13 protein-coding genes are annotated in these 12,263 nt (G+C 48.4%); 7 read left to right on the top strand and 6 right to left on the bottom strand.

Annotated elements, in window-relative coordinates:
* Positions 1 to 18 precede the first annotated feature (18 nt).
* A complete protein-coding gene (locus tag LEUMU_RS0104685; protein WP_022951117.1) occupies positions 19 to 1,029 on the top strand; it encodes a nuclear transport factor 2 family protein in 1,011 nt (336 codons plus the stop codon).
* Here LEUMU_RS0104685 and LEUMU_RS0104680 read toward each other — a convergent pair.
* The 3 genes from LEUMU_RS0104680 to LEUMU_RS0104670 form a co-directional block, all read right to left on the bottom strand.
* Positions 1,013 to 2,023, bottom strand: coding sequence for a LacI family DNA-binding transcriptional regulator (locus LEUMU_RS0104680; RefSeq protein ID WP_022951116.1), 1,011 nt, complete (start codon positions 2,021 to 2,023; stop codon positions 1,013 to 1,015). The two genes, LEUMU_RS0104685 and LEUMU_RS0104680, sit on opposite strands and share 17 nt — an antisense overlap.
* A 142-nt stretch (positions 2,024 to 2,165) precedes the next feature.
* Positions 2,166 to 2,804 (bottom strand): SRPBCC family protein, encoded by a 639-nt coding sequence (locus LEUMU_RS27785; RefSeq protein ID WP_022951115.1) that lies wholly within the window; start codon positions 2,802 to 2,804, stop codon positions 2,166 to 2,168.
* Between the two features lie 152 nt (positions 2,805 to 2,956).
* A complete protein-coding gene (locus tag LEUMU_RS0104670) occupies positions 2,957 to 3,310 on the bottom strand; it encodes a YkgJ family cysteine cluster protein (protein WP_022951114.1) in 354 nt (117 codons plus the stop codon).
* Positions 3,311 to 3,793: 483 nt separating this feature from the next.
* On the opposite strand from LEUMU_RS0104670, the gene LEUMU_RS0104665 reads away from it, so the two are divergent.
* The 4 genes from LEUMU_RS0104665 (at position 3,794) to LEUMU_RS0104650 (ending at position 8,838) form a co-directional block, all read left to right on the top strand.
* Entirely contained in the window at positions 3,794 to 6,052 is a 2,259-nt protein-coding gene (locus LEUMU_RS0104665) for a YHYH protein (RefSeq protein ID WP_022951113.1), read from the top strand.
* Between the two features lie 22 nt (positions 6,053 to 6,074).
* Positions 6,075 to 6,581: a hypothetical protein gene (locus LEUMU_RS0104660; protein WP_022951112.1), complete on the top strand. Its 507-nt coding sequence runs from the start codon at positions 6,075 to 6,077 to the stop codon at positions 6,579 to 6,581.
* A gap of 155 nt (positions 6,582 to 6,736) precedes the next feature.
* Positions 6,737 to 8,152 (top strand): ATP-binding protein, encoded by a 1,416-nt coding sequence (locus LEUMU_RS0104655; protein WP_211223013.1) that lies wholly within the window; start codon positions 6,737 to 6,739, stop codon positions 8,150 to 8,152.
* Positions 8,153 to 8,154: 2 nt separating this feature from the next.
* Positions 8,155 to 8,838: a response regulator gene (locus LEUMU_RS0104650; RefSeq protein ID WP_245570682.1), complete on the top strand. Its 684-nt coding sequence runs from the start codon at positions 8,155 to 8,157 to the stop codon at positions 8,836 to 8,838.
* 89 nt (positions 8,839 to 8,927) lie between these two features.
* On the opposite strand, the gene LEUMU_RS0104645 is transcribed toward LEUMU_RS0104650, so the two are convergent.
* The 3 genes from LEUMU_RS0104645 to LEUMU_RS29010 form a co-directional block, all read right to left on the bottom strand.
* Positions 8,928 to 9,317: a septal ring lytic transglycosylase RlpA family protein gene (locus LEUMU_RS0104645; protein WP_022951109.1), complete on the bottom strand. Its 390-nt coding sequence runs from the start codon at positions 9,315 to 9,317 to the stop codon at positions 8,928 to 8,930.
* 72 nt (positions 9,318 to 9,389) lie between these two features.
* Positions 9,390 to 10,103 (bottom strand): LysR substrate-binding domain-containing protein, encoded by a 714-nt coding sequence (locus tag LEUMU_RS24685; protein ID WP_211223012.1) that lies wholly within the window; start codon positions 10,101 to 10,103, stop codon positions 9,390 to 9,392.
* A gap of 20 nt (positions 10,104 to 10,123) precedes the next feature.
* On the bottom strand, positions 10,124 to 10,306 hold the full coding sequence (locus LEUMU_RS29010; RefSeq protein WP_211223011.1) for a LysR family transcriptional regulator: 183 nt from the start codon (positions 10,304 to 10,306) through the stop codon (positions 10,124 to 10,126).
* 118 nt (positions 10,307 to 10,424) lie between these two features.
* On the opposite strand from LEUMU_RS29010, the gene LEUMU_RS0104635 reads away from it, so the two are divergent.
* Both LEUMU_RS0104635 and LEUMU_RS0104630 read left to right on the top strand, forming a co-directional pair.
* Positions 10,425 to 11,180, top strand: a complete 756-nt coding sequence (locus tag LEUMU_RS0104635) for an SDR family NAD(P)-dependent oxidoreductase (RefSeq protein ID WP_022951108.1) — start codon at positions 10,425 to 10,427, stop codon at positions 11,178 to 11,180.
* Positions 11,181 to 11,313: 133 nt separating this feature from the next.
* Positions 11,314 to 12,225, top strand: coding sequence for a 2OG-Fe(II) oxygenase family protein (locus LEUMU_RS0104630; RefSeq protein ID WP_022951107.1), 912 nt, complete (start codon positions 11,314 to 11,316; stop codon positions 12,223 to 12,225).
* Positions 12,226 to 12,263 lie beyond the last annotated feature (38 nt).

The following is a 12,263-nucleotide window of genomic DNA, read 5'->3' as shown; positions in this document are numbered from 1 at the left end:
AATAAACAGGAGTTTCAATTGAGTCAATTTCAAGCTGCCAAACAACTCGTGCGTGACTACTTCGCTGACATGGAGCAAGCAACTCCTGACACAGTCACGAAAATCTTAAAGCAATACACCAGCGACGATTATCTGTGGCGAGGGGTCTACCCGTTTCGGGAACAAGCCGGTGCTGAGGCTGCGGCTAACAGTTTTTGGATTCCCCTATTGCGCTCACTCACTCGCATGCAGCGACGTCAGGATATCTTTATCGGTGGCACGAATGCCTACGCCGATGAGCAATGGGTGATGAGCATGGGTAACTTTATGGGGCTGTTCGATGCCGATTGGTTAGGCATACCCCATACCCGAAAAATCGTTAACTTACGCTATGCTGAGTTTAATTGTGTCGAAAACGGGAAAATTACAAAGGCCGGTTTATTCGTTGATGTGATTGGTTTAATGGCACAAGCGGGTGTTTATCCGCTGCCACCATCTACCGGTGTTCATTATAATTACCCCGGCCCTCGTACCCATGATGGCCTGTTGTTTGAGGACGCCGACCCCGAAGCAGGCGAGCAAACATTAGCGCTGGTTGGGCGCATGGTGGATGACCTGACCGAACTCAATAAAAGCGGCTCAATGACCTGCCCGCCTGAAATACTAGAACGCACCTGGTCAAAAGATATGGTGTGGTACGGACCGGCTGGAATTGGCGCGACATACACCATTCCACGCTATCAGGAGCAGCATCAATTGCCCTTTCGCCAAAGCCTTGCCGATAAACAATTCAATGGCCATGTCTGCCGCTTTGCAGAAGGAGATTATGCCTGTTTCTTTGGCTGGCCTAATCTCTCTAACACCCCGATTGGGGGCTGGCTGGGATTGCCCGGTGGCAAAGTCAATGCCACCATGCAAGTGGTCGATGTCTATCGCCGAGAGGGAGATAAGCTGGAAGAAAACTGGATTTTCATTGACCTGCCCTATTGGTTGAAACAACAAGGATTAGATGTTCTGGAACGTACGGCAGGAATCATGAACCCTCAATAGTCGTTCGCGTAGAACCTCGCACAATCAGGCTCGCCGCCGTAACCCGCTTGGTTGCGGTGACTTGCTTGTGCTCCATTTGTTCCAGCAAGATTTCTACCGTCGCAGCAATCATCTCATCAACTGACTGCTCTACGGTCGTCAGGTTATACGACGGCCAGCCAGCTTCGGGAACGTTGTCATAGCCAACAACTGAAATATCCTCCGGAATCTTTAGACCAAACTCTCCACGAATCACATCCATAACGGCAAAGGCCATATGATCATTCGCAACAAAGATGGCATCCGGTGTACCGTCAGATAAAATGGCTCTGGCTGCAATCGCCGCATCTTCAAAGGTATAATTTCCTAACGCGCGGCGACTAACGTGCAAACCCGCTGCCGCTAGCCCCTCATTAAAGCCTTTCTCACGCTCAACGTTGGTTGATGAGTTTTCCTGACCGGCAATAAATGCGATATCTTTATGCCCTTCACTCACCAATAACTCAGCCAACAAACGGCCACCCCTGATGTTATCGGAAACCACCGCACTGGCCTGCGAATCAGGAATGTAACGATTAAACAGAACCACCGGCACACCAAGGCCTGCGCATTCCTGCGCGATGTGTGAAGAGAGCGTCACCGAAGCCATCACTACACCATCAACCTGATATTGCAGAATTTCCTTAATCACTTCATCCTGCTGACCGGTCTCGGTCATAAACAACAAGACGTGATAGCCCTCAGCCTGCAAAGAGCGTGATAACTTCTCGATAACGATCGGATAAAAATGGTTCTCCAGATAAGCCACCACTAAGCCAATAATTCTGGAGCGACCACTAATAAGCGAGCGAGCCAATGCATTTGGCCGGTAGCCTAGCTCACGTGCCGCAGCTAATACCCGCTCACGGGTTTTCTCGGAAACACTGGCGCCGGGCGTAAACGTCCGGCTGACTGCTGACTGCGATACATCCGCAAGCCTGGCAACATCGGTTGAAGTTACTGAAGATTTGGTCATAAGACTCAGAGTTGTCGTTCTGCTGATCTGCCAGTATAACCAAACCGCTGCAACTGTACACGATATGCTTAGATCAAAAGGGAGAATGCTTGACTGGCATGCTCTGTTTATCAAACATTCAGAGCACGATAGCCAGTACCGACTACTTCATCTCCACCATCTGCACATTGCTATACTTCGCTTCCTTAGAAACCACCGCCAAATTCTTCAAAGAATGAAACACCGAATCCGCAAAGTGATTATTCAAGAATCGCGATGGCGTTAACTGAGGATTGGTATAAACCTGATACAGCACTGAAGTCTTATTATTTGGCAGCTTCTGCAAGCGCCAGAAGCCTGCCAAATCCTTAATTCGCACCCTACCCGCCTGGCCCTTATCATGCGCTTGCCGACCCGACATTCTAAGCATTGCCGTTTGCGTGGCAGGGTCAAAGCTGAAATCCGTATGCACATACATATCACGATCAGAGAACAGCAATGGCGAATCGAAGACGAGATAATCCAAGCGTTTATCCGTATCGTACTGCTTAATCAATTGGCTTTTCTTGCAGGAAAACAACCAGCGCTTACACACCGCATTATCACGAATAAGGGTAATCAAGGCATCGGCGGATGAGTCAACAACCAACGACCCACGGGTAATCGCAAACCCTGAGTCCGTCGCTTGCTGACTAATGGTAATGCCACCGGCTTGCTTTTTCACATGCCAATCACCTTCCGCAGCGTGACTCATGACAGAGGCAATCAGCAGCAGAACGCCAAATACTGAAGAGTATTTCATAATAGATCCTTTTTATTATTTTGAATTTCAGGATATGAAAGTGATGACCTACCGTCAAGCTTTCTCAGCCAGTCAGGCATCCACTTTATCAGTGCAGATTTTTAGGCTCAGAGATGGCAACAAAGCTAGATTTAGCGAGTTCTTCCCAGCAGCTAAACCAACACCTGCCGTGTATTCGCAATATAAAAATGTACTTCATGTTCAATCACCTCATCCACCATCTCCTCAGGGCGACGCCCATTGGGGCAAAGCATTCGCGGTGTGGTGCCAAATAATCGACATATCAGCGGGCGCTCTCCATATACTGTGCAGCCCTGAGGCCCAAGGTGTACGCAGGTCAACTCGCCCAATGCCGCTTCGTGTTCAGCATCTGTTTTCACTGGCAGGCGCGACATTTCTTCTGAAGACGTCGTTACCGGCCCGCAGCAATCATGGCATCCTTCTACGCACTCAAATGACGGAATGCGTTCACGCAAGCGCGCGATGGTATCTCTATCTTCGTACATTTATCCAAGCCTCGATAATTAACCGTGTAAACCCAATGTCGGGATTTTTCATTGGGGCTTAGAGATCAAGGCAAAAGGAATCGCTAGCGGCCCAAAGACTGCCCCCATCACACCCCAAAATGTAGGCTTTGCTCCCCGATATTTCGCGATGTAATGACAAATCACAACACACAAAACATTTAACGCGACTAAAGCATAAATGACCATAATTGGTTCCCGCTTAGATTAGTTTTTAAGGTGACTGCGCTTTGAGTAAAGCCAAAGGATTACGCACAGCATCTGTCACGCTTACTCTACTAGCATTGTAGTGTGGCGCGATAGCGAAAATCAAACCGCGCATCATTGCTCAAAGCGCTTGAGATTTTACGAGAGTGATTGCCCCATGCATTAAAAAACTGACAACTACATAATTGCCCTACATTTGCTGGTTAAGCTACGCATCATCCATTCTTTATAATTACTCTTAACCAACTGGAGTTTTCAATGATAAAAAATACAACGGCACTATTATTCGGCGCGATGTGTTGCTTCACACTCAACACCGCACATAGCGAAACGGCGCAACCCAAGCTCAATGAGTTTGTATTAAGCAGCACACAAATGGCCAATGGTGGCGACTTACCAACGCTCTATACCTGTGATGGCGAGAGCACGAACCCACCACTAAGCTGGAGTGGCGCACCAGAAGGCACCAAATACTTCGCACTGATTATGGATCACAATGCACCCGATGGCGTTCATTGGTATTGGACTCTATACAATATCGATGCAGACAAAACGCAGATTAAAACGGGCGAAACACTCGGCCAAATCGGCACTAACAGCGTCAACAAACAACCCGAATACGCGCCACCGTGCTCTAAAGGCCCCGGCAAGAAAAGCTATACCTATATCGTTTATGCCTTATCCGCGCCCGTCGCCTTAAGTGACAACACCAAGGTCGACAGAGACACCCTGCTCGCCGCCATCAAAGACATCACTCTAGGCTCAGCAAAAATGAGCGTGAACTATGAGCGCAGTGGTGCAGGTGCAGATCGTGACGCTGGAAAGCCGCCTCGTACCGATGGCAAGCCACCCCGCGATGCCAATGAAGAAACCAGACCAAAGCCCGCGCCATTCATACAGCCTGATTTAAGCATTAATATTGACTCTCCTCGCTGCGATGCCATTCGAGGCTCCATAAGCGATGCGGGATTTAATAAAAGCGTTACCGTCACCTGCAATGAAGAGTATGCCTATGTGGCCTCTTCAACCTATCCAGATCATGAAGTCATGACGGGGATTACTGGCACTAACGAGCAAATTCCAGTGCCTGCAATTGGCTATGCTGCACCGATTAAACTCGCGCCTAAAAAGGCGGACACGGTAACTACGATTGATGCAGCTGTTGGCGTTGCGGTCAATGGCGTGCCTATCTACGATTACTCATCGCAAGGCGAGCTGGATGTCAGCACTTACGATGCCAAGCACGACACTTTAGTCCTTGGTCAGTTAGATATTTGCGGTGGGCACTCCGGTCGCGGCGATGACTATCACTACCATGTGGCGCCTACCTGCATGATAGATGCCATGAAAAACAAAGGCGACGATGCGATTATTGGTTGGGGATACGATGGCTACCCGCTGTATGGCGATAAAAACCCCGATGGCACTGAAATCGCAGCCGGCGCATTGGATGCCTGCAATAGCCAAGCCGATGATCAATTTGGTTACCGCTACCAAACATCCGCCACGCCGCCATATATTATCCAATGCTTAGTCGGCGAAGTGGATACCAGCAAATTGCCCAGAGTGTCGCCGCTAAGTGGTGATATCCAAAAAATTCGGGCCGACCTGAGACCACCACAAGGTGGCGTTGAAAACTTAAAGCACATTGCCTCAGAAGATGGCAGCCGTACCATGACCTACTCCTACCAAGGCGAAGCGTATTTCACCACCTATAGCCCATCTGCCGAAGGCGAAAACTGCTACGACTTCAAACAAAGAACGATTAGTAACGGCGGTAAAGTTGAGTCGGGCACCTTCTGCCGAGGCTCGCAGCCAATGGAAGAAGCGCCAAGCGCTGAAGCGAGACCTAAGCCAAATGCAGTGGCTAAACTGACACCCAAAGTCGCAACCGGCAAATATGCACCTGGCACGAAAGACAAGCACAATCTAAAGCTAGAAGCGTGGGCAGATAACTGGTTTGCCGCCTACCTCGGTGAAGATTTGCTGATTGAAGATTCAGTATCCATTACAACGGAGCGCTCGTTTAACGCTGAAAGCATCACATTTGGAGCAAGCTACCCTATCCAGCTTAATCTCATCATTAAAGACTTTAAGCAAAACGACACCGGCTTGGAATATATCGGCGCTCACAATCAGCAAATGGGTGATGGCGGCTTTATCTTGCAAGTCACCGATACCGACACCAACGAGGTCGTCGCGGTCAGTAACAAAAGCTGGAAATGTGAAGTATTGCACAAAGCACCACTGGATAAAGCCTGTGAGGCATCGTCCAACCCAGTAGCTGGCGAGGGCGCTTGTACCTTTACCTCAAAAGCCGCGCCGAGCGATTGGTTACAAAGCAGCTTTGATGACTCCGCTTGGGCCAATGCAACCGAGCATAGCGCCGCATCTGTAGGGCCAAAAGATGGTTACACTGAAATCAACTGGGATGAAAACGCGCGCATTATCTGGGGTGAGGATCTGGAGCAAGACAATACCTTGATCTGCCGAACCACGATTGAGCAACCGCAATAATTGCACTAGATAGGTAATGATGATGGCTTTATTCAAACGCTTACGCTGGGCTGTTTTAGTGTGCGCCTTAGCAGGCTTCAGTGCCCCGCTAAGCGCACACTTACTGAACGAAACCACCGCACAGGTCATTTTACGAGATGGTCAAGTTGAAGTCAGAGTAACCACTGGGATTGATCATTTGGTCTCGGCTTTACAAAATGACCAAGCTTGGCTACTGGGTGACATTGATGCGGTAATGCCGGACGACTTAAGCGCTAGCGAACAGGAGGCCTTTATTAAAAATGCGCTCCAACAGAAAACGCGCTTAACGGTCAACCAGCAAACGATCAGCTTTGAACGGGTTAGTCTTACCAAGAACGCATTGACACACAGCAGCGAAATTGTGTTTCAGGCCAAGCACACGTTTCCTGAAGTGACGGCTCTCTCAATTGCGTTTCATAAAATCTTAGGCCCCGTGCATGCAAGTTTTGTGAAACCGCAGTATAAGTTGCTCAGTGCTGGCGAAAGTGCGAACGTTGCCTTTAAATGATGGAAGCAGGCTTACTGAAAAGGAATTTTTGGCAAGCCTGACCTCTACTAACTTGCCTAATACCAACACTTAGAACCAGAGAGCCTGTGAAGTTAATCCATAAATTCTTTTTAGCATTTTTCATCACGAACATTAGCCTGGTAGGGATGATGTTCGTGTTTATCTATATGAACTTTGCGACCGAGTTTAATGACTTTGTGGAGCAGGAAGAAAAGAAGCACGTCGCCCGCGTTAGACAACAGCTTATTGCGATTTACTCCGAAGTGGGTAGCTGGCAGTCAATCACCGAAAACACTCGCTTATGGCGTGCGATCGTCGAGCCCAATAGAAAGCCAATCAAGCCGAAAGACGACCAGCAACGTGATAATGCCAATGGCGCACCGCCACAAGCCAAACAAAATGACATTCCCAACGACTTGGAGCCAAAACCAAAGCAACTCCCCGCTTCGCTGCAATGGATCAACCTTCCCGAGGATTTACTCAAAACCGGCCAACGCATCAGCCTCTACGATCAAAATAAACAGGTCGTCGTCGGTAAACCCAACCTAAATGATAACTCCCATATCGGCCCCATCATCTTGCAAAACAAGGTGATCGGCTGGATAGGTCTAGTCCCCTCTCGCTTAGTTGAAAACAGCCCCGCCAAAGCTTTCTTAACCGCGCAGCTTTATAACTATTTTATGATTACTTTATTGGTTATCTTGCTGGCTTTTATTATGGCAATCGTTTTATCCCGACATTTAATTAAGCCCATCAAGCAAATCGTCGCAGGCACCAGCGAGCTCAATAAAGGCAACTTTGCCAGTAGAATAGCCCCGCTGACTAAAGATGAGCTGGGCACCCTCTCCCACAACTTTAACGAGCTGGCTTATACCCTTGAGCAAAACCAACAAATGCGCTTTCAGTGGGTATCCGATACCTCGCATGAATTAAGAACGCCACTAACCGTATTACGTTCACATTTATTAGCGGTGCAAGATGGCGTTTTTGTCGCTGACGAAAAGCGTATTGAATTACTGATTAAACAGGTCGATAACTTAAACCATATCGTGGATGACCTCGCCCAACTAGCCCACAGCGACACCGCCAATTTAACTTATCAGGCGGTTAAAATTGACGTGGTCGAGGTATTTAAGCAAACACTGGAAAGCTATACCGCGCGATTTAACGAGCACGAGCTAACCGTGAATAGCGAGGCCTTAAACAAGGCAGGCGACTGCATCGTCAGTAGCGATAAAGACCGGCTCCAGCAGCTATTTGCCAACCTACTCGAAAACACCTGTCGATACACTCACCAAGGTGGGCAGGTAAATATCAGCGCACACACGGTTGCGAATAAAATTGAATTGGTTTTACAAGACTCTGCTCCGGGCGTATTACCCGAGGATCAACGACAATTATTCGAGCGTTTTTATCGCGTGGAGAAATCACGTAGCAGAGAACATGGCGGCTCAGGGCTTGGCTTGGCGCTGTGCAAACAAATTGTCGAAGCGCATGGCGGCACCATCTCATTACAAAACTCACCATTAGGCGGGCTTGAAGTTAAAATAGTCCTTCCCCTTGCAGGTTAATAATGATGACTACACCTAAAATACTGATTGTTGAAGACGAAGAAAGCATTGCCGAGGTACTGATTGCCTACAGCCACCAACAAGGCTATGAGACAACGCATTTTAATAGCGGCAAAGGCGTAGTCGACTTCGTCAAGCAAAACCCCGTCGACTTAATTCTGCTCGATTTAATGCTACCGGAAGTGGATGGCATCACAGTGTGTAAGCAAATTCGAAACTTCTCAGCGGTGCCTATCATTATGCTAACGGCCAAGCGCGAAGAAGTAGACCGCCTGCTAGGTTTAGAGCTCGGTGCCGATGACTACATCTGCAAGCCCTTTAGCCCAAAAGAAGTCATTGCCCGAATTAAAGCCGTACTCAGAAGGACTAGCCAGCCTCCAGCCGCGATCATTAACCAGACCGGTTTCGAGCTGCAAAAAGAGAACTATGTCGCCCTACTTAATGGCAACGATATTGGCTTTACCGCAGTCGAATTCAAAATATTTATGCTATTTATGAATCACGCTGGCCGTGTGTTTACCCGCGAAGATATTATCAATCAGGTATACAACGAAACGGTTGATATGTCGGACCGCAATATCGACACGCACATCAAAAACATTCGCAAAAAAATCAATGAGATTGAAGCCGGCGTAAACCCAATTGCTGCGGTGTATGGCGTTGGTTATAAATGGAGTTACCCATAAAACGCGGGCACGGACTAGCGTGTGGTATCAAACTGGTAGCTGGCTAAAGTGGAGCATCACATAAAACGTAGACACTTCACTTAAACGCGCTACTCGATGACTTCCAACGTCACCGGAAGAATCCCTGCTGAGGTATTGCCAATACGACTAAAGGCGGACTTGGATAAATCAATAATTCGCCCCCTCACAAATGGCCCACGGTCATTGATTTTCACCACAACGGTTTTGTTGTTCTTGGTATTGGTCACTTTAACCCGAGTGCCAAATGGCAGAGTTTTATGAGCCGCCGTACGTTTACCATGATCATAGCGCTCACCACTGGCCGTCTTGCGTGACTGGTAGCGATCGGCATAGAACGACGCTTGGCCGCGCTCAAGGTTTACAGCACGCTTTGCAGAGTCCGCAGACTGCACACTCGCGCACCCTGCCAGTAAAACCGGCGCAATCGCTAACATCATATAGCTTATTTTATTTTTCATTGCTCATCCCCTTTTTAAGCCGGCAGCGTAACTGCCGTATAACATCAAATAAATAACCTTGAGATGAGTAGCTTAACCACTTGTGCTTGTTACTCGCTTAACTAGCGCTTCTAACCAATCCATAAATAGCGATAAACGTCTGGGGACTTGCCTGCGTGAAAGATAAAGCAACGATACCGGCATCGCTGCGGCCTCATGCTTCGGAAGTATGCGGATTAAGCGACCGGCTTCCAAATGCTCTCTTATCCCAAGCGCTGGAATCTGCGCAACCCCCAAGCCAGACAAGCAGGCACTCAGATAAGCATCCGTACCATTAAAAGCTAATACACTAGGCATGGGTAGCTGCTGAGTCTTACCTTTCTCCACATACTCAAACGTCGCTTGGCTATTGCCCATCTTCGGTGAGTAATCAATTAACAAGTGATCCTGCAGACTGGCAAGCGTCTTTGGTTCACCAAACTTTTCCAGGTACTCAGGGCTGACACAATTGAAGGGTTGATACATTGCCAACGGTCTCGCGATCAAAGCACTATCGTTTAAGTCACCCACCCTCACCACGCAGTCAATGCCCTCTTTTACCAGATCGATAGTGTAGTCTGCGCTGCTGATCTTAATCTGCACGTTAGGATAGCTATCCAGCCAGTCTCTCAAATGTGGAAGCACCACCGTGCTGGCAAAACGGCTTGGCATATCCACCTTAATAACCCCGCTGATTTCATCACCCTGTTGCTGGAATTGGCTTTCCACAGCATCAAGCTCCATCAAAATTGCGCGGGATTTAATCAAATAAGCCTCACCGTCATTCGTTAACGTGACTCGACGGGTGCTGCGATGAAATAACCGTGTCCCCAGGTCCCCAGCTTCCTTTCCAAAAACTGCACCGAACTGGAAATACTGGATTTAGGCAGATCCAAGGCCTCAGACGCTCGGGTGAAACTTCCATATTGCGCAACCAGTAAAAACCGCTGCATCGCCTCAAACCTATCCATCTCACACTCCCACTTATTGTTTGCCAATAACGAACAATGTTAGCAGTTTTACATTGTTTATTATTAACAATGCTCACCTTATTCTTTGCTTCACACACAACCCCGACAGGAGAAAACAATGAATAAACTCGCACTAATCACAGGTGGCAGCCGTGGCTTAGGCAAGAACAGCGCCTTAACACTCGCCGATAAAGGAATTGATGTGGTCTTTACCTATCACAGCAACCAAAGTGCGGCACAAGCAGTCGTCGATGCGATTGAGAGTAAAGGCGGAAAAGCCGCGGCATTACAACTAGATGTCGGCGATCTCAGCAGCTTCCCGACTTTTGTAGAGAGTCTAAAGTCGACACTAGAGAACAACTTTGGACGCGACCGCATTGATTATCTGGTCAACAATGCAGGTCCCGGAGATAACGTATCCTTTGCAGAAACCACTGAGGCGCAATTTGATGCCTTAATGAATGTGCATTTAAAAGGAACCTTCTTTTTCACCCAATCCCTGCTGCCCGTCATTCAGGATGGAGGAAGGATTATCAATATCTCATCCGGCCTGACACGGTTCAGCCTGCCGGGCTACTGCGCCTATGCAATGATGAAAGGCGGTGTTGAAGTCATGACGCGCTACTTAGCGAAAGAGCTCAGTGCGCGACAAATTCGAGTAAACACACTCGCCCCCGGAGCCATTGAAACCGATTTTCGCGGCGGCGCAGTCAGAGACAATTTAGCCATTAACAAACAGATCGCTAGCCTAACCGCACTAGGCCGAGTCGGCTTACCCGATGACATTGGCGGCATCGTTGCCTCCCTACTCAGTGATGAGACTGCTTGGATTACCGCACAAAGGATTGAAGCTTCAGGTGGGATGTTTATTTAAGCGCGATTATATTCAAAATCTTTATACTGTTTCCACAATGGCCCTGTTTATCTACGAACATAGGTGTAATAAATTACACGCCTCACTCGGGTAGAAGCATTTACCCATGAATAAATCAGGAATTAAACCGATCATGTCACTTAATCAATTACAGCTCGCACGCGCTTTAGACCTACCTTCACGGGATGCAATGCTTAGCCGTGATCCGTCAGTGCAACAGTTTTGGGATAGCAATAGCAACTTACTCAGCAATGCGTGGAAAGAATGGGAAGAGAACCAGAAAGATAGCCTCCCTCCTCTGGACAGTTCACTGCTGGATAAGAAGCTACGCGATGCCGTGATGCAAGCATGGGAAGATCCAAGCAAAGAATTGGCGATTAAGGATTTGTTGCAAGAAGTTGCGCCTGATGTTTTCCAGTTCCAGTTCTTTGATCCGGAGCGTCTTGCCGATTTACGTGGCTATTTGGAAGGCGTTTGGAATGCACAAATTCCACTGCGTCCGCCGTATGGAATCGTACTGAATCGTCGTGGTGCGATGCTTGATCGTCGCTCAGAAGGCTACCTTGCTGCGCCAAGTTTCCAAGCGTTTTACCAAGAGATAGTTGATCGGTATATGCGCCCGATCTCACGACTGCTGTTTCCGGAAATAATGGGATATGACTCGCAGGCGTTCGGCTTTTCGATCTATTACGAGCCAAATACCGACAACTCGATTCGCCCACATACCGATGCGTCTTCAGTGACACTGAACATCAATCTGAATCTGCCAAGCGAAGACTTTACCGGGTCTGCTGTCGACTTTTACGACCAGACAATGGGACGCAAGATCGCGCTAAACTTTAAGCCCGGCACCGCCATGCTGCACCGTGGCAACATTGCACATGCCGCTCAGCCAATCACCAGTGGCGAGCGGACTAACTTTGTACTGTGGTTGTTTGGCGACCGTGGGCAACTGCCAATGCAAGGCGCTCAGCGTGTTGAGGTTGATGCCAGTAAGCGCTGGGTTGAGTCAACAGTGGTGCAGGATAACTACGCGCCGTTTTAAGATAGCTGTTTGTAACAAGAGCTGGCCTCATACGCCAG

Origin of the sequence: Leucothrix mucor DSM 2157 (assembly GCF_000419525.1) — a bacterium.
Taxonomy (GTDB): domain Bacteria; phylum Pseudomonadota; class Gammaproteobacteria; order Thiotrichales; family Thiotrichaceae; genus Leucothrix; species Leucothrix mucor.
This window is presented reverse-complemented; position numbering and strand designations above follow the sequence as displayed.